The sequence below is a fragment of the Lacticaseibacillus daqingensis genome, from assembly GCF_003946115.1.
GTDB lineage: Bacteria > Bacillota > Bacilli > Lactobacillales > Lactobacillaceae > Lacticaseibacillus > Lacticaseibacillus daqingensis.
Genome location: NZ_RHOH01000002.1, coordinates 172,572 through 189,941 on the forward strand (window position 1 = coordinate 172,572; position 17,370 = coordinate 189,941).

A 17,370-nucleotide genomic window follows, 5' to 3' on the forward strand; every position below is an offset into this window, starting at 1 on the left:
AAAGTGATGACCGTCAACATTGTGACCCCCAACGGCTTAGTCTATGATCACCACGCGAACCTCGTGGTGGTCAAGACCACCACTGGGGACATGGGCATCATGGCCAACCACGAGCCTGTTGTGGCACCGCTGGTCATCGGTGAGGTGCGTGTGCGCCGCATCGATAACCCCGGTCACGAGGACGTGATCGCCGTCAACGGCGGCTTCATGGAAGTCGCCAACAACATCACCTCGATCGTGGCGGATTCTGCGGAACGTGCCCGTGATATCGACCTGAACCGGGCCCAAGCGGCGCGGCAGCGGGCCGAGCGGCGCATCGAAGAAGCCAAAGCGCACCTTGATACCGATGATCTCCAGCGGGCGCAGGTCGCGCTGCAACGGGCGATCAACCGGATCCACGTCAAGACGGGGAAGTAACGCAAAGAAAGAAGCTGTCAGCTTAGGCTGGCAGCTTCTTTCTTTGCGTGGCTTACACGACCAGCGACAGCGCCAAAACGGCCAGCAGGCCCACCACGGCGATGATGGTTTCAAGCACCGTCCAGGTCGCAAGCGTCTCCTTGACACTCAGGTCGAAGTACTCTTTGAACATCCAAAAGCCCGCGTCGTTGACATGGGAAAAGGCCAGTGAGCCGGCGCCGATGGCAAGAACCATTAGGGCAGGGTTGACGCCACTTTGCGTCATCAACGGGGTGACCAGCCCGGCCGCTGTCAGCGCGGCCACCGTGGCAGAACCCAGCGCGACCCGCAGCACGACCGCGATCAGCCAGCCGAGGATGAGTGGCGAGACGTTGACGTTCAGGAACACGGTTTTGACCGCATCGCCAACGCCTCCGTCGATCAGAACTTGCTTGAAGGCGCCGCCACCCCCGATGACCAAAAGCAGCATGGCGATCGATTTAATGGCTTCCTCAATCGTTGCCATGATCTGCGGGGTCGGCAGGTGACGATGGATCCCCATGCTCCACAGTGCAAACAGCAGCGAGATCAGCATGGCGATGCTCGGCGCCCCGAGAAAGGCGATAACGTTGTCAAGCCCGCTGGGGTTCTTGGGGAGGGTGCCGCCGTGCGCGAGCATGGTGTACAGCGTCGTGATGGCCATCAGAATCACCGGAAACAGTGAGGTCAGCACCGACAGCCCAAAGCTGGGGGTGTCTTTCAGGTTGAACTGCTTCGGGGTGCCCAGAGCGGTCAGGTTGCCAGTGCGGGTGAAGGCTGCGGGACTGGTGCGCTGCGCGATCTTGGTGAACAGCGGTCCGGCGATCAGGACGGTTGGAATAGCGACGATGATGCCGTATAACAGCACCTCACCGGCCGAGGCGTGCAGCGCCTGGGCAATCGCCGTGGGGGCGGGGTGAGGGGGCAGGAAGCCGTGGGTCACGGACAGTGCGGCGGCCATCGGGATCCCCAGGTAGAGGATCGGGACCCCTGCCTCGATCGCGATGGCAAAAATGATCGGCACTAACAGCACGATCCCGACCTCAAAGAACAAGGCGATGCCGATAATGAAGGCCGCCACCACAACGGCCCACTGGAGCCGTTTGCGGCCGAATTTGTCGATCAGGGTGTGGGCGATGCGATACGCCCCGCCGGCATCGGCGACCAGCCGCCCGAGCATGGCGCCGAAGCCGAAGACCAGCGCCAGCTCACCGAGCTGGCCGCCGATCCCGTTTTGAATGCTGGTCGCGATCTGAGCCGCCGGCATGCCAAGGCCCAGCGCCACCGCGACTGCCGTGATGATCAGTGAGACGTACGTGTTCAACTTGAAGCGAATGATCAACAGAAGCAGGAAAATAATCCCTGCGAATAAAACCAGTAAGGCCATTAGTCTCCCTCCATCGGTTGTGTGCGTTGAAATTCTGCCAGGGCTTGGTACTCGCCTGCCATCTCGCGCCCTAACCGAATCCAAATCGGCAGCAGCGTGCGGTAGGTGGGGAAGGTGCTGGTGTCCGGGTGATGCACGTGGGTGGTGCCGACCATCGCCCCGACGGCGTCCAGCGAATCGACGAGGCCCAGCGCCTTCATGCCGACCACCGCGGCCCCCAGTGCGGAGCTTTCGAAGCTGGCGGGGATGGTCACGTCCTGTTCAAAAATATCCGCGAGCATCTGCCGCCACAGGTCGCTGCGCGCAAAGCCGCCCGTGGCCTGGATCGCTGTGGGCCGGCCCGTCAAGCCCTCGATCATGAGCATCACCGCGTACAGGTTGAAGACGATCCCCTCAAGCGCCGCCCGCAGCATGTGTGCCCGGGTGTGTTGGCGGGTGAGGCCAAAGAAGCTCCCACGGGCGGCCGCATTCCACAGTGGGGCGCGCTCACCGCCCAGGTAGGGGTGAAACAGCAGGCCGTTAGCGCCGGCAGGGACGGTGGCTGCGATCTCAGTGAGCAGGCTGTACGGGTCCAAGTGCAGCTGATCGGCCGTCAGCTTTTCTGGCGCAAAAAGCTGGTCACGCACCCACCGAAAGACGATGCCACCGTTGTTGACGGGGCCGCCAACCACCCAACGGTGCGGCGCTAAATAGTACGTAAACAACTTGCCATTGGGATCCACCACGGGGTGGTCGACCACGACCCGCACCGCGCCGGACGTGCCGATCGTGACGGCTAAGACCCCCGGCGCCAGCGCGTTCACCCCGAGATTGGACAGTGTCCCGTCACTTGCGCCGATGATGAACGGGGTGTCGATCGGCACCCCAGTCACCGTGGCGTAAGCGGGGTTCAGCCCGCGCAGCTGGTAATCGGTGTCAACGAGCTGCGGCAGTTGGGCCGCCTGCACACCGGCGAGCTGCAGGGCCTGTGGATCCCACGTCATCGTGTGCAGGTTGAACAGGCCGGTTGCGTTGGCCAGTGAGTAGTCCTGCACGTACTGACCGAACAGGCGAAAGAGGATGTAGTCCTTGATGCCCACGATGTGTTTGGCTCGCGCCACCAAGGCGGGATCGGTCGCTGATAGCCACATCAGCTTGACCAATGGTGACATCGGGTGGATCGGAACGCCGGTGCGCTGGACCAGCTCAAGCGCATCTGGTCGGGCTTTGAGCTGGTCGGCAAAGGCGGCCGCGCGGTTGTCTGCCCAGGTGATGACGCGCGTCAGGGGCTGGTCGGCCGCATCAAGCAAGATGACGCTGTGCATTGCGGCGGATAACCCGACCCCGGCCAGCTCATCGGGCCGAATGTGGCCCTTGCGCATGACGGTGGTCAGGCCACTGATGACGGCCTGAAAAATCTCCTCCGGGTCTTCCTCGGCGGCATCGGGCACGTCTTGATACAAAGGGTACAAAACAGTTGCGCTGGCCACATTTTGGCCGGCAGCGTCAAACAAGACGGTTTTCGTGCTGGTGGTGCCTAAATCGATTCCGATCATGTAGGACATGGTTGACCTCCATTCTGTTACGGCGAAGAACTGAGATAGCCCGAGTGTAACCGCTGTCATAGACTTTGCCCAACGATTCGACTCGAAACTCTGAATATTTTGCCAAGTTCGGCAGTTGCGCGTGCAATCGCGCGGTGAATTCGCTATCCTTGGAGGGACTAAGCAAAGGAGACGACCCTATGTACACCAATCTCGGTTTGACGGCGCTGCTGACGCTGCTGTCGCATGTGCTGTTTATCGGCGTCAGCTTTCACCTGCTTAAGGCGCTCCGCTTTGAACAACTCTTGCGGCCGAACCACGTCGCACAGAGTCGCATGCTCATGCTGTTTTTGGCGATTGCCTTGGGGTATCTGGTCAGCGAGTTCTTCCTGTCGTTTTTGACGGCCTCGGGGAACCTGCGCTATTTGCTGTAAGCACGCGTGACGTTGTATGGTATAATGTATCGTTAGTAATCATTTTGAGGAGAGAAAATCAACCATGGCAAAAGACATTGGGATCGATTTAGGGACGGCCAACGTCCTGATCAACGTGAAGGGCAAAGGCATCGTGCTGAACGAGCCGTCCGTCGTTGCAATCGATACGCACACTGGCAAAGTGCTGGCGGTCGGCACAGAGGCGTACAAGATGGTTGGCCGCACGCCCGGTAACATCAAGTCCATTCGCCCCCTCAAAGACGGCGTCATTGCCGACTTTGACATCACAGAGGCGATGCTTGAGTACTTCATCAACAAGCTGAACGTCAAGGGCTTCATGTCCAAGCCGAACATCCTGATTTGCGCGCCCACGAACATCACCTCGATCGAGCAAAAGGCGATTATCCAGGCGGCAGAAAAGTCTGGCGGCAAGCGTGTCTACCTCGAATTCGAACCCAAAGTCGCAGCCGTTGGGGCGGGGTTGGATATCTTCCAGCCTCAGGGCAACATGGTGATCGATATCGGTGGTGGGACCTCCGATGTCGCCGTGCTGTCGATGGGTGAGATCGTCACCAGTCGTAGCCTGCGTCTGGCGGGTGACAAGATGGACGCGGCCATTGCAGCGTACGTCAAGAACAAGCACAAGCTGCTGATCGGTGAACACACGGCGGAGCAGCTGAAGATCCAGATCGGTGCGGTGTATGAGGCAGACCCTGCCTCCAGTATGGAAGTGCGTGGGCGCGACATCGCCACCGGCCTGCCGCGCGAGGTTGAGGTAACGGCCACCGAGGTTGAAGAGGCCCTGCACGAAACCATGATGCAGATCGTCAGCGCGGCCAAGGACGTGTTGGAAAAAACGCCACCGGAGCTGTCCGCGGATATCATTGATCGCGGCGTGATGCTGACCGGTGGGGGGGCACTCTTGAAGGGTGTCAACCACCTCTTTGCCGCCGAACTCAAGGTGCCGGTGCTTTTGGCGGACGACCCACTGGACGCGGTTGCGCTCGGGACCGGGGTCTTGCTGGACAACATCGCCCACCACAAGCAGTACTAAGCGTGATAAGAACGGGGGACTTTTGTGAGCACAGCGTATGCAAAACGGGTGATGAAGCACCTCTTGGTCGGGTTGCTGCTGATTCTGGTGGCGCTGATCGGCGGTAGCATGATCGGCTATGCAATCGGTGGGGGCAACCCCTGGCGTGTGTTTGCGCCAAGCACTTGGACCCACATTTTCGATTTCCTGAGTTGAGGTGAGTGAATGCGGCGTATTTTAGTGGGGGTCGTCTGGGTCTATCAGCGCTTCATCTCGCCGCTTTTGCCGCCGAGTTGTCGCTACTACCCGACCTGCTCGACCTACATGATCCAGGCGTTGACGAAGCATGGGGCCATCAAGGGGACCGTGATGGGAATAGCGCGCATCTTGCGGTGCAATCCGTTTGTGCGCGGTGGGCTTGATCCGGTACCCGACTTCTTCACGGTGCGGCGCAACCCACACCCCGAGAAGAACATGGCCGATGCCGCGGTTGGCGATTATCACCGCCACGGGTCTCACGATTAAAGGAGTTATTATGGGAAAAGAACAAAAAATCACCGTGCAACAGGAAGAAGTGACCCGCAACGGACACACCGTTTCCGTTTTGACGGTGAACAAAAACGAAATCGGCTTCGTTGAAACCGAAGAGAAGCGCTTCTTGGCCTACCTGGCCGGCTCCAGCAACGCGAACCGCTTCAAGACCATGGACGATGCGGTCAGTTTCCTGATTTCGGAGTACCACCTTCACCACAGTTAAGAATTCGCTGTGTTTGCCGCGCCGGGTTGTCCTTCGGCGCGGTTTTTGGTGTAATGGACAAGAGCTCGCGCGGGGCAGTTAGCCTCGTGGTGAGGCAAAAGGAGTGTTTGCGATTGGCACGTGCTGTCACGAATGAGAAAAAAGGCGATCGCATCGACTACGGGATCATCATGTCGGTGATGCTACTGGCGCTGTTTGGGATGGCTGCCATCTACATGGCCGTCACCGCAGATGCCTCGGCGACCCCGATGCGCGCCATGTTAATGCAGCTGCTGTGGTATGCCATCGGCGGGGTGGGCATCTTTTTCGTCATGCAGTTTGACGCGGAGCAGCTGTGGCGCGTGGCGCCGCTGCTGTTTGGCCTCGGCATCTTCCTGCTGATTGCGGTCTTGTTCCTGTACGACCGCAACGTTGCCGCCAGCACGGGCGCCCGCAGTTGGTTCAAGTTTGGCCCGGTGACCTTCCAGCCGTCCGAGGTGATGAAGCCGGCCTACATCCTGATGCTGGCCCGCGTGGTCACGAACCACAACGTGCGCTTTAAGCACACCTGGGGCAATGACTGGCGGCTGATCGGTGAGATGATCCTGTGGACCATTCCCGTGCTGGTGCTGATGATTTTGCAAAAAGACTTCGGGACCTCGCTGGTATTTGCCGCGATTTTTGCGGGGGTCGTGCTGGTGTCCGGTATCACTTGGAAAATCATTCTGCCCATCGGGTTGGTTGCCGGGGGCATTGGCACCGGCACCATTCTGCTGGTGACGCAGGACTGGGGCCGCAAGATCCTGGCGAACGTCGGGTTTCAGGAGTACCAGTTCAAGCGCATCGATGCTTGGCTGGACCCCAGCGCCTCGACCTCGAACTCGTCGTATCAATTGTGGCAGTCGATGAAGGCCATCGGCTCAGGGATGATGACCGGCCGCGGGTTCAATAACCTGAAGGTGACCGTGCCGGTGCGCGAGTCGGACATGGCGTTTTCGGCGATCGGGGAGGCCTTCGGGTTCATCGGCTGCGCGGTTTTGATCCTGCTGTACTTCCTGCTGATTTATCAGATGATCCGCGTGACGTTTGACACGAAAAACGAGTTCTACGCGTACATCGCGACTGGGGTCATCATGATGATCCTCTTCCACGTGTTCGAAAACATCGGGATGAACATCGGCCTCTTGCCGCTGACAGGGATCCCGTTGCCGTTCGTGTCGCAAGGGGGCTCGTTCTTGCTGGCCAATATGCTGTCGGTGGGGATGGTGCTTTCCATGCGCTATCACCACCAGAGCTACATGTTTTCGCGCGAAGGCGAAGGCTTTGAGGCATAAGTGAATCAGGCGTAAAAAGGCGGCCGACCTGGCCGCCTTTTGTGTCCAGCGCGAAGTGGCGCAGCGATGAGCGGAGGATTCTACGCCGTGCAGGTTGTCACACACGGGTTCGCATCACCTGTTCACGACTAGCCTGACGCTTGGGCCCTGGCCTCGTCGTGAGTGCCAGGCTGATTGTGAGGACATCCGCATACGCGATGAGGGGCCATTGTTTCGGCGCGGTGGTTTGGGTATGATGGAGAAAAGCAAAAAGAGGCAGAAAATTGAAACTTATTTTAGCAATGGCGGGACTGCTCCTCGCCCTCTGGCTCGTTCCCGCTCGCCCCGTGGCGGCGGCAACCCCGGTTTCTGCGGCGGATATCGCCTACACGGTCGCGCAGATGTCGCTGGATGAGCAGCTGGGTCAACTGTTCATCAGCCGGACGCCAGCGACCCCGGCCGCGGTTGAGGCAGCCGTCCGTCAGTACCATGTGGGCGGGCTGATTCTGTTTGCCCCAGACCTGTCTGGTGAGACGGCGGCGCAAACTGCGGCCAAGGTGGCCGGCTGGCAGGCGCAGGCCAAAGTCCCGTTGCTGATTGCGACGGATCAGGAAGGGGGCACCGTCTCCCGCCTGAACAGTAGCCTGACCTACGCGAATCAGAACTATCCAGAGCCGGCACAGGCGGGTGGGCTGACCGCCGCGATCGCAACGGCACAGGCGCAGGCCCAAGCGCTGCGGACGCTGGGCGTGAACTGGAACTTTGCCCCGGTTGCGGATGTGACGACCGATCCAACCAGTTTCATCGCGGCGCGCGGCTATAGTGCGTCCTACGCGACAACAGCGGAGTATATTCGCCAAGTCGTGCCGGCCATTCAGGCAACTGGTGTGGCGGCAACGCTGAAACATTTTCCGGGTTACGGTGCGGCGGGGGACACGCATACCGGATTTGCCACCCTGCAGAAGCCACTGGCGGCGCTTGAGGCAGAGGATCTGGTCCCGTTCAAGGCCGGGATCGCGGCAGGGGTGGACGCCGTGATGGTGACCCACATCGTCATGGCGGCACTGGATGCGGACCATCCCGCTTCTTTTTCGCACGCAGTGGTGACGACGTTGCTGCGTGACCAGCTCGGCTATTCAGGCGTGATCGTGACGGATGGCTTGGACATGGGGGCTATCACGCAGTATGCGCAGGCCCACGGGCAGGCAACGCCGGATCTGACCGCACTTCTTGCGGGGAATGACGCCATCATGGCAGACGACTATGCCGTGGCGCTCCCGTTGTTGAAGCAGGCCGTTGCTGACGGCACACTGCCGCGGCAAACCGTCACCACGGCGGTGAATCGGGTGCTGACACTAAAGCAGCAGTTAGGGCTGTTGACGCCTGCCGTGGTGCCGCCGGTTGCCTTGACCGTCTCTGTGACGCCGTTGGGCGAGCAGCGGGTCACGCTTGCGGGTCACGTGAGCGGCGGGGGCCAAGCGGGGCAGCCTGTCACGGTTCAGCGCGGCGCGCAAACGCTGGCCACCGGGGCGCTTGATGCCACCGGGGCCTTCAAGCTGGTGGTGTCACGGGCAACGCAAGCCCAGGACGCGACGGTCACCGTGGCCTCACCCCTTGCCGCGGTGCCGGCTGGGGCGCTGACGGACACGGTGACGCTACCGGCGAAGGCCGTGGGCCATCGTTCCACACCCACCCAATCCAGATCCGTCTCGGTGCGGCGCGCCGGCGTCCGGCGGTACTGGTGGGCGGGCCTGGGCGCATTGACCGTCACGATTCTGGGCGGGGTTTGGTGGCTTCATCGAAAAATGTGAACATTTCTCATGTTTTTCTCACTTCAAGGGTTGACACGGCCTTTGGAACTCGGTATTATCATAGACAATTCAGTAACCAAACGAACGATGTGAGAGAGTAATGCCTGTGGGACTGTCCAGAAAACCCGAGATGCTGAGAGCGGGGTAGTGAACAGGCGTGAAGATGGCTCACGGATCGGTGCACCGAACAAGCTTGCTTGTAAGGCTGCAATGGCTGGCATCCATTATCTTGCACGCGGGTTGAATACGACCCGTTAGTGAGGGCGGGAACCCGGGATTCCCGCTGAATTAGAATGGTACCGCGGTTAATCCGCTTCTAACTTTTGTTAGGAGCGGATTTTTGTTTGGGATAATATTTAGGGGGAAACCAACATGAAACTGTGGAAAAAATTACTGCTCACCGCCGCGTTAGTGTTACCTGTCATTGGCCTGACCGCATGCGGCCAGGGCAACGCGGAAAAAACCGTCAAGGTCGGCATCATGAGTAACGACAAGGAAATCTGGGAGGATATCCAAAGCCGCCTTAAAAAGGACGACATCAACATCAAACTGGTCGAGTTCACCGACTACAACACACCGAACCAGGCCTTGCAAGACGGGGACGTGGATCTGAACTCCTTCCAGCACCATGTCTTCTTGGATACTTGGAACAAGAAACACAACACTAAAATTGTGGATCTGGGGGACACCTACATCGCCCCGATTCGCGCCTACTCGAACGACCTGAAGTCGCTCAAGGACCTCAAGACGGGCGACACGGTGGCACTGCCAAACGATGCTGCGAATGAACCGCGCGCCCTGGGCGTTTTGGTTGATGCCGGGCTGATCAAGCTCAACGACTCCAAGACCCCGACCGTGCGGGACATCACCGAGAACACGCTGAACCTCAAGTTCAGCGAACTGGACCCAGCGCAGACGGCGCGCAGCCTGAAGGACGTGGCCGTTGCCATCGTCAACAACGACATTGCCGCTGCCGCTAAGCTGAACCCGGCCGATTCAATCGCCGTTGAGAAGATCAACAAGACATCCGAACCGTACGTCAACTTCATCGCCGCCCGGACCGCTAAGGACAAGGACAACAAGACGTACCAGAAGATCGTCGAGGCTTACCAAACCGACCAAACCGCTAAGTTGCTCAAGAAATACTACAAGGGCTCGGCAGAACCGGCCTGGAAATAACACACATCAGGGGGATCACACAATGAAATTATGGAAAAAGGTTGCCGTATCACTTGCACTCGTATTACCATTGGTAGGCTTGGCTGCCTGCGGGGACAAGGCCGCAGATAGTCAAACCGTCAAAGTCGGCATCATGAGCAACGATAAGGAAATCTGGCAGGATATCCAAAAGCGCCTCAAGAAGCAGGACATCACGCTGAAGCTCGTTGAGTTCACCGATTACAACACGCCGAACCAGGCGCTCGTGGACGGGGATGTGGATCTGAACTCCTTCCAACATCACGACTTCTTGGATAACTGGAACAAGAAGCACAACACGAAGCTGGCCGCGATCGGCAACACTTACATCGGCCCGATCCGCGCGTACTCCGATAACATCAAGTCACTTCAGGACCTCAAGTCAGGGGATGAGGTCTCGGTGCCAAACGATGCGACCAACGAGGGCCGTGCGCTGGCGCTTTTGCAACAGCAGGGGCTGATCAAGGTCAAAGATGTGGCGACGCCAACCGTGCGTGACATCACCGAGAACAAGTTGAACCTGAAGTTCACCGAGCTGGATGCTGCTCAGACCGCGCGCAGCTTGAAGGACGTGGCCGCGGCCATCGTGAACAACGACATCGCAGCCGCAGCTAAGCTTGATCCGAAGGACGCCATCGCGGTGGAAAAGATCTCCAAGTCCTCCCACCCGTGGATTAACATCATCGTGGCCAAGTCTGCTAAGGACAAGACCAACAAGCTTTACCAAAAGGTGGTCAAGGCGTACCAAACCGACCAGACGGCGGCACTGCTGAAGAAGTACTACAAGGGCTCAACCGTGCCCGCTTGGGACACACAAGACTAATCAATCGAAACGAGGTAAATCATGGCAAACGATGCAATTATTACGCTTGACCAGATCGACGTTGAATTCAAAGAAAAAACGCGTAGCGTCCACGCGGTTGACCACGTGGATCTGACCGTTGAACGCGGCGATATCTACGGGATCGTAGGGTACTCTGGCGCTGGCAAGTCCACCCTAGTGCGGGTGATCAACCTACTGCAGCGGCCAACCGCCGGCACGGTCACCGTGCTGGGCCAAGACATGCTCGCACTGGACGCGCGCCAGTTGCGCGCCAAGCGTAAGCGCATCGGGATGATTTTCCAGCACTTCAATCTGATGAACTCGCGCACCATTGCGGAAAACGTGGCATTCCCGCTCAAGGGCCACACGCCTGCGGCCAAGATCAAGGCCAAGGTCGACGAGCTGCTGGAGCTGGTGGGGCTGGCCGACCGCGCCAGCGCGTACCCGGCTGAGCTGTCTGGGGGCCAAAAACAGCGGGTCGGGATCGCGCGCGCACTGGCATCAGATCCTGAGATCCTAATTTCCGATGAAGCCACCAGCGCGCTGGACCCCAAAACTACCAGCGCGATCTTGGACCTGCTCAAGTCGCTGAACGAGCGGCTGGGGCTAACCATTGTGCTGATCACGCACGAAATGGAAGCCGTCAAGCAGATCTGCAACAAGGTGGCGGTGATGGACGAAGGGCGCATCATCGAGCGCGGCTCGCTACTGAACATTTTTGCCAAACCTGAGCAGCAGCTGACCAAGGACTTTATCGACACGACGCTGCAGCTGGACGCGGCCTTGGCCGCTGTGCGCAAGCAGCCGGCGGTTCAGGCGCTCAAGGCGCCGGATCAATTGGTACGCCTGACCTACGTCGGGGCGTCCACCGACCAGCCACTGGTCGCCACGCTGTACAAGGAATTCAGCGTCACAGCCAACATCCTGTTTGGGGATATCCAGATTCTGCAGGGGACCCCGTTTGGCAACCTGATCGTGGTGCTCAGCGGCACGCAAGCTGACCTCGACCGCACGTTCGCCTACCTGAAAGCTAACGACGTCACCGTTCAAGCCTTAAATGAGCAGGAGGAAGCCTAATGTCAGTCATCGAAAAAATCTTCCCGAACGTGGTGCCGATCTGGAGCGGGGACAACGGGGTCGTGCAGGCCATCGAACAGACCCTGTACATGACGCTGTGGACCGCGCTGGCGGCAGGAATCTTGGGTCTGCTGCTTGGCATTCTGCTGATCCTCACCGATGAGGACGGGCTGCTTGCCAACCGGCCGTTCTACTTCATCCTAGATAAAGTTGTGAACGTGCTACGCGCTATTCCGTTCATCGTGCTGCTTGCGGTGATGAATCCGGTCACCCGGGCCATTGTCGGCACCGGCATCGGGCCAACGGCGGCCCTTGTGCCCCTGATCGTGGGCACCGCGCCGTTCTTTGCGCGCCAGGTGCAAAACGCGCTTTTGACCGTGGACCCTGGCGTGATCGAAGCCGCCGAGGCCATGGGGCTGTCACCGCTGGGCATCATCTTCCGCGTGTACCTGCGTGAAGGCCTGTCCGAGCTCGTGCGCGTCGGTGTGCTGACCATCATCTCCGTTGTTGGGCTGACAGCCATGGCTGGGGCAGTCGGCGGCGGTGGCCTGGGGAACCTCGCCATCGCGATCGGCTACCAGCGTTACCAAAACGACGTGATCTGGGTCGCCCTGATCTTCATTCTCGTCATCGTCTTTCTGGTCCAGTTCGTTGGCGACATCATCGCCCGCAAGCTGCACCACTAACAATCCGAATTACCGCGAAACGACCCCGCAATGGGTCGTTTTTTTTGACCAGAGCAAAGGGGCGCGGTTATAAGGCTTAGACTGCACCAATAATTGCCACGTCGCGCGACAAAGCACGGAAAGAAGGAAGCGAGGCCGAAAGTCGCGGTTCGAAGACCTACCGTTATGGCGTCACGTGCGGTGCTGGACGCAAAAACGCCACCCGGTTAGCGGGTGGCGTTGCGTGCAAACTGATTAGTGGTGGCGCTGTTTGCCGGCATTGCGGCCCTTGCCGTTGCGCTCTGGGCGGCTGGCAGGGTCGATGGTGGTTTCGGTCACGTTAGCGGCCGCGATCGGGGCGTTGTTGGTGAAGGTGTTCTCATCCACGACGATGACCGGTGGGTTCTCTGCCAGTTCGGCATCCATCCGCTTGCGGATGGCCGGAGTGATCATGTAGGTGACGATGATCTGTTGAATCAGGATGATGATCCCCCCAGCAAGGAAGTAAAGGCCCAAGCCAGCGTTGTACATCATACAGAAGAAGAAGGTCATCAGCGGGCTCAAGAAGGCGCTGGTTTGCATCTGCTTGCGCTGCTCAGGTGGGTACATCTGAAGCATGATGTAGCTTTGCGCCAAATAGAGGAGCGTGGCGATGATCGTGATGATCATGCTCGATTGGCCCAAGGCGATCCCAAAGAAGCGGCTGGAGGAAATCTCCGGGGAATAGGCGACTGCCTGGTACAAGCCGGAGAAGATCGGCAGTTGAATCAGAAGCGTCATGCACCCCATCGAGGGGATCATGCTGGTACCATTTTTCTTGTAGACGTCTTGCATCAGTGCGTTGAGACGCATCTGCTCCTCTTGCGAGCTGACCTTTTTCATTTGCTTTTGGATCAGGTCGACTTGCGGCTTGAGGATCTTCATCTTCTCTTGCGACTCGGTCATGTTCTTTTGTTGCCGCAGCATCAGCGGTAACAGGATCAGGCGCACGGCCAGGGTGATAATGATGATGGCGATCCCGTAGCCGTTGGCGGTGCCGACAAGCTGCGCCAACCATTCCATCAGGTGCTGGAGCGGCTTACCGATCAGGTTATAAAAAGTACCAAAAAAGCCGGTGGGGGCTTTGAGAGTGGCGTGTTTGGCCGTGTTACCACAGGCGGCCAGCAAAACGGTCAGGCTCCCCAGCCCCCCTAAGACGAGCCATTGTTTTAATTTACGCATGTTGTCTTTCCCTTCATCTCATACTGCACACCATTCTACTTGAAGGGGCGGCGGCTTTCAACCCGCCACAGGCTGAAATCACTGGGTGTCACTTCACCTACCGGACTAAGAAGCGGCTGTAGGCCGGGACGGGGTCCAGCACCCGTTCCGTGTAGTGGGTGACGTGGCCGCTAGGGCTTGGGCTGGCCTTGACGGCTGCGGTGAATTTGGCCATGGCCTCGGGCTCACCGACCGCTTCAATGGTGACCGATCCGTCAGCCTCGTTTTGGGCCATCCCGACAATGTGGAGTTGCTGTGCCACCATCAACGTCATCCAGCGAAAGCCCACGCCCTGCACGCGACCCTCGACCCGAATTGCTTTTGCGATTTTTGTCATCGTCTCGCCTCCGTTTTCTTCTCCTATTTTAGCATATTCACCGGCGGCCTATGATAGACTGACAAGGAAGCATACGCTTAAGGAGGCAACTATGGAATACATCGCATCACCGAAGAACGAGCACATTAAGGCGGCTAAGAAACTGACGAACAAGAAGTACCAAAAGCAGGGGCAAGCCTACTTACTGGAGGGCTGGCACCTGGTGGAAGAGGCGCTCAAGGCGGGTGTGACGCCCAAGCGGCTCTACGCAACGGACAAGTACCTGAACGAGCGGCTGCTCAAGCCGTTTTATGACATTACCACCGAAATCTCACCGGAGGTGGCCAATCACTTGGCCGAGACGCCGACCCCTCAAGGCATTTTTGCCGTGATGCCGCGTGTGCCCGGCGCGCTCAGCAAAACGCTGAGCGGTCAGTTCCTGCTGCTGGATGGCATTCAGGACCCCGGCAACGTGGGGACGCTGGTGCGCACTGCGGACGCAGCCGGGATCGGCACGGTAGTCTTTGGTAACGGTACCGCCGATGCGTTCAACCCGAAAGTGCTACGCGCCATGCAGGGGAGTCAGTTCCACGTCAACCTGGTGACCGCGCCACTGCCGGCGCTGGTGGACCAGTTGAAGGCGGCCGGCGTGCCGGTGTATGGGACAGAGCTCAACGTGAACGCCTTGCCTTACACCGAGGTGGCACCGAGCGCCCAATTTGGACTGATTGTCGGGAATGAAGGTAATGGCATGGACGCGGGCTTGCTACGGCAAACCGACACCAACCTATACATTCCCATCAAGGGCCGGGCAGAATCGCTGAACGTTGCGATCGCGGCCGCAGTGGTCCTGTTCCACTTGACCGCCTAGCGGGTTAAGAATCGCTTAATCCCCGCCTTTTAACGGGGGAACCTGTTATACTATAGGTGTGTTGAACGATTTTTGGTAAAAAGGGGATATTCAATGAGCGACAAGCTTGATTGGACCAACGACACCGAGTATCTGGCGCTTGTCCAGGATCTGTTAGATCAGCCGGCGGTTCAGCGGCTGGCGGACTACACGCAGCACCACTACTCGAATCGGTTGGACCACTGCATCAGCGTCTCTTACCGCAGTTACTTACTCGGTAAGCGCTGGCATCTGAATGTCCGCGCGCTAGCTCGAGCGGGCCTGCTTCACGATCTGTTCTACTACGACTGGCGGACGACGAAGTTTGACCTTGGCACGCATGCCTATGTCCACCCCCGCATTGCCTTGCGCAACGCGGAGAAGTTGACTGATCTGACACCGATGGAAAAAGACATCATCATCAAGCACATGTGGGGGGCCACCCTCGGTGTGCCGCGCTACCGCGAGAGCCTGGTGGTGTCGTTAGTCGATGATTACGCGGCGGTCGATGAGGTGGTCGTCCCTTGGCTACACAAGGTGCGTCACCCGTTCAAATATAGTGTGAACTGATTAGAAGCCGATCAGGCGGGGTGAAAGGGGAACCTTTCACTCCGTTTTTGCGTTCGATGCTTGTAAATTCTGAGGGTTGCGTTATACTTATGCTATCTAAATGTAAGTGACGTTAACATGAGGTGAAAAGAAGATGGCTGAAAGTATTGCGACCGCGACGGAAGACTGTACGAAAATGACGCTTTGTCCCAAGTTCACGAAAACTTTCTCGATTTTGGGGAAGAAGTGGAACGGGATGATTCTTGAGGTGCTGTTGAACCATGGCCCATCCCGGTTCAAGGACATTGCGGGGATCGTGGCGAAGTGCTCCGACCGCGTCTTGGTTGAGCGGCTCAAAGAACTTGAAAGCGAAGGCCTGGTCGATCGCCTGACGCACGAAGGCTCTTCTCTGATCGAGTATGCACTGACCGCGAAAGGCGCGGCGTTGCAGCCCGTCATGGCCGCTGCGCACACGTGGGGCGACAGCTGGCTCACCGATGTGGAGTGCGGGGAATAGTCGCCGCGGACTTCAGGGCTGGCGGCGGCATTACCCGCCGCACCTTGCGCGGTCCGGGGGCCTGTGCTAGACTGAATGCGATAGATTGATGACGTAAATACGATGACGGAAGCTCAGGCGGGCGACCTTGTGAGGGAGTGGCATCCATGGACTGGAAGGTGCCTCAAGGTCAAGCGCATGTTTTCACTTCCCGAGTAGACTTCTGAAAGGAAGCTCCGGCCCTGCCGTTATGATGTTGAGTGCACCCGCAGTGGGTGAACAAGGGTGGTACCGCGATGCGACGCTTCGTCCCTTTTTAGGGCGAAGCGTTTTTGTGTGCCCGGAGACGTGACCATGACAAGAAAAGGAGAAACAGCATGGATCTGAAGACCAAGTTGGAGCAATTGTTCGAAGAGAACCACCAGCAGATCAGCCAAACCGGCGACCTGGATGAGCTGAACCAGATCCGCGTGAACCTGTTGGGCAAAAAAGGCCCGATCACCGAGGTTTTGCGCGGCATGAAGGACCTGAGCAACGAGGAGCGTCCCAAGGTGGGCGCCTTTGCCAACAAGATCAAGGCGGATCTACAGGACGCTATTGCGGCACGCAAGGCGGCCTTGGAGCAGGCCGAAATTCAGCAGAAGCTCGCGCAGGAAACCATTGACGTGACGCTGCCTGGCGATCAGGTCGTGCAGGGGACCCCGCACATTTTGGCCCAGATCATGGACGACGTTGAGGAATACTTCATCGGTCAGGGCTACCAAGTGGTTGACGGGCCGGAAGTGGAGGAAGACCACTACAACTTCGAGATGCTGAACATTCCCAAGGACCACCCGGCGCGCGATATGCAAGACACCTTCTACATCGATTCGCAGCTCTTGATGCGCTCTCAAACCAGCCCGGTGCAGGCGCGCACGATGGAGATCCATGACTTCAGCCAGGGCCCGCTGAAGATGATCAGCCCCGGGCGCGTGTACCGGCGCGACACCGATGATGCGACCCACAGTCACCAGTTCCACCAGATCGAAGGGCTCGTCATCGACAAGCACATCACCATGGCCGACCTGAAGGGGACGCTGTTGGCCCTGGCGCAGCACGTCTTTGGCGCGGACCGGCAAATTCGGCTCCGGCCAAGCTTTTTCCCGTTCACGGAGCCGTCCGTCGAAGTCGACGTGTCGTGCTTCCGATGCAACGGTAAGGGCTGCGCTATCTGCAAGTACTCCGGCTGGATCGAAGTGCTCGGTGCCGGCATGGTGCACCCGAACGTCCTGAACGCGGCCGGCGTGGATGCCGATGTCTACGGGGGCTTTGCCTTTGGCCTTGGCCCGGACCGCTTTGCGATGCTCAAGTACGGGATCGACGACATCCGCAGCTTCTATCAGGGCGATGTCCGCTTCTTGTCCCAGTTCCAACAGGAGGGTTAACT

General features: G+C 58.7%; 20 protein-coding genes. 16 read left to right on the forward strand and 4 right to left on the reverse strand.

Annotated elements, in window-relative coordinates; translation table 11 throughout:
- Window positions 1–6: 6 nt before the first annotated feature.
- Window positions 7–417 carry a F0F1 ATP synthase subunit epsilon gene (locus tag EKM88_RS02990; RefSeq protein WP_125703636.1) on the forward strand — a complete coding sequence of 137 codons (411 nt, stop codon included), beginning with the start codon at window positions 7–9 and terminating at the stop codon, window positions 415–417.
- Between the two features lie 52 nt (window positions 418–469).
- Here EKM88_RS02990 and EKM88_RS02995 read toward each other — a convergent pair whose 3' ends face one another.
- Both EKM88_RS02995 and gntK read right to left on the reverse strand, forming a co-directional pair.
- Window positions 470–1,822 carry a gluconate:H+ symporter gene (locus EKM88_RS02995; RefSeq protein WP_125702967.1) on the reverse strand — a complete coding sequence of 451 codons (1,353 nt, stop codon included), beginning with the start codon at window positions 1,820–1,822 and terminating at the stop codon, window positions 470–472.
- Window positions 1,822–3,366 carry a gluconokinase gene (gene gntK, locus EKM88_RS03000; RefSeq protein ID WP_125702970.1) on the reverse strand — a complete coding sequence of 515 codons (1,545 nt, stop codon included), beginning with the start codon at window positions 3,364–3,366 and terminating at the stop codon, window positions 1,822–1,824. The genes EKM88_RS02995 and gntK overlap by 1 nt, the downstream gene beginning before the upstream one ends.
- 179 nt (window positions 3,367–3,545) lie before the next feature.
- Here gntK and EKM88_RS03005 point away from each other — a divergent pair, with 179 nt between their 5' ends.
- The 11 genes from EKM88_RS03005 (at window position 3,546) to EKM88_RS03055 (ending at window position 12,455) form a co-directional block, all read left to right on the forward strand.
- Window positions 3,546–3,779 (forward strand): DUF1146 family protein, encoded by a 234-nt coding sequence (locus EKM88_RS03005; protein WP_125702972.1) that lies wholly within the window; start codon window positions 3,546–3,548, stop codon window positions 3,777–3,779.
- Window positions 3,780–3,843: 64 nt separating this feature from the next.
- Complete coding sequence (gene mreB, locus EKM88_RS03010) at window positions 3,844–4,833, forward strand: rod shape-determining protein (protein ID WP_125702975.1); 990 nt, start codon at window positions 3,844–3,846, stop codon at window positions 4,831–4,833.
- 51 nt (window positions 4,834–4,884) lie between these two features.
- Complete coding sequence (locus EKM88_RS03015; protein WP_125703638.1) at window positions 4,885–5,028, forward strand: DNA-directed RNA polymerase subunit beta; 144 nt, start codon at window positions 4,885–4,887, stop codon at window positions 5,026–5,028.
- A gap of 9 nt (window positions 5,029–5,037) precedes the next feature.
- Window positions 5,038–5,337 carry a membrane protein insertion efficiency factor YidD gene (gene yidD, locus EKM88_RS03020; RefSeq protein WP_125702977.1) on the forward strand — a complete coding sequence of 100 codons (300 nt, stop codon included), beginning with the start codon at window positions 5,038–5,040 and terminating at the stop codon, window positions 5,335–5,337.
- 10 nt (window positions 5,338–5,347) lie between these two features.
- On the forward strand, window positions 5,348–5,569 hold the full coding sequence (locus tag EKM88_RS03025; RefSeq protein ID WP_125702979.1) for a DUF2969 family protein: 222 nt from the start codon (window positions 5,348–5,350) through the stop codon (window positions 5,567–5,569).
- A gap of 170 nt (window positions 5,570–5,739) precedes the next feature.
- Window positions 5,740–6,882: an FtsW/RodA/SpoVE family cell cycle protein gene (locus EKM88_RS03030; protein WP_225418431.1), complete on the forward strand. Its 1,143-nt coding sequence runs from the start codon at window positions 5,740–5,742 to the stop codon at window positions 6,880–6,882.
- A 263-nt stretch (window positions 6,883–7,145) separates the two neighbouring features.
- The gene (locus EKM88_RS03035; RefSeq protein WP_125702983.1) at window positions 7,146–8,672 is read left to right on the forward strand and encodes a glycoside hydrolase family 3 protein; all 1,527 of its coding nucleotides are present in this window, start codon (window positions 7,146–7,148) and stop codon (window positions 8,670–8,672) included.
- Window positions 8,673–9,044: 372 nt separating this feature from the next.
- Entirely contained in the window at window positions 9,045–9,851 is an 807-nt protein-coding gene (locus tag EKM88_RS03040; protein ID WP_125702985.1) for a MetQ/NlpA family ABC transporter substrate-binding protein, read from the forward strand.
- A 22-nt stretch (window positions 9,852–9,873) separates the two neighbouring features.
- The gene (locus EKM88_RS03045) at window positions 9,874–10,692 is read left to right on the forward strand and encodes a MetQ/NlpA family ABC transporter substrate-binding protein (protein ID WP_125702987.1); all 819 of its coding nucleotides are present in this window, start codon (window positions 9,874–9,876) and stop codon (window positions 10,690–10,692) included.
- Window positions 10,693–10,713: 21 nt separating this feature from the next.
- Window positions 10,714–11,769, forward strand: coding sequence for a methionine ABC transporter ATP-binding protein (locus EKM88_RS03050; RefSeq protein ID WP_125702989.1), 1,056 nt, complete (start codon window positions 10,714–10,716; stop codon window positions 11,767–11,769).
- Window positions 11,769–12,455, forward strand: a complete 687-nt coding sequence (locus EKM88_RS03055; protein ID WP_125702991.1) for a methionine ABC transporter permease — start codon at window positions 11,769–11,771, stop codon at window positions 12,453–12,455. Before EKM88_RS03050 ends, EKM88_RS03055 begins: the two co-directional genes overlap by 1 nt.
- A gap of 234 nt (window positions 12,456–12,689) precedes the next feature.
- Here EKM88_RS03055 and yidC read toward each other — a convergent pair whose 3' ends face one another.
- A complete protein-coding gene (gene yidC / locus EKM88_RS03060) occupies window positions 12,690–13,655 on the reverse strand; it encodes a membrane protein insertase YidC (protein WP_125702993.1) in 966 nt (321 codons plus the stop codon).
- 97 nt (window positions 13,656–13,752) lie between these two features.
- The gene (locus EKM88_RS03065) at window positions 13,753–14,031 is read right to left on the reverse strand and encodes an acylphosphatase (protein ID WP_125702995.1); all 279 of its coding nucleotides are present in this window, start codon (window positions 14,029–14,031) and stop codon (window positions 13,753–13,755) included.
- Between the two features lie 91 nt (window positions 14,032–14,122).
- On the opposite strand from EKM88_RS03065, the gene EKM88_RS03070 reads away from it, so the two are divergent.
- The 4 genes from EKM88_RS03070 (at window position 14,123) to pheS (ending at window position 17,368) form a co-directional block, all read left to right on the forward strand.
- Entirely contained in the window at window positions 14,123–14,881 is a 759-nt protein-coding gene (locus EKM88_RS03070; protein ID WP_125702997.1) for a TrmH family RNA methyltransferase, read from the forward strand.
- 93 nt (window positions 14,882–14,974) lie between these two features.
- Entirely contained in the window at window positions 14,975–15,469 is a 495-nt protein-coding gene (locus EKM88_RS03075; protein ID WP_125702999.1) for an HD domain-containing protein, read from the forward strand.
- Between the two features lie 133 nt (window positions 15,470–15,602).
- Complete coding sequence (locus EKM88_RS03080; RefSeq protein ID WP_164511983.1) at window positions 15,603–15,965, forward strand: winged helix-turn-helix transcriptional regulator; 363 nt, start codon at window positions 15,603–15,605, stop codon at window positions 15,963–15,965.
- A gap of 356 nt (window positions 15,966–16,321) precedes the next feature.
- Window positions 16,322–17,368: a phenylalanine--tRNA ligase subunit alpha gene (gene pheS, locus EKM88_RS03085; RefSeq protein WP_125703001.1), complete on the forward strand. Its 1,047-nt coding sequence runs from the start codon at window positions 16,322–16,324 to the stop codon at window positions 17,366–17,368.
- The last annotated feature ends 2 nt before the right edge of the window (window positions 17,369–17,370 follow it).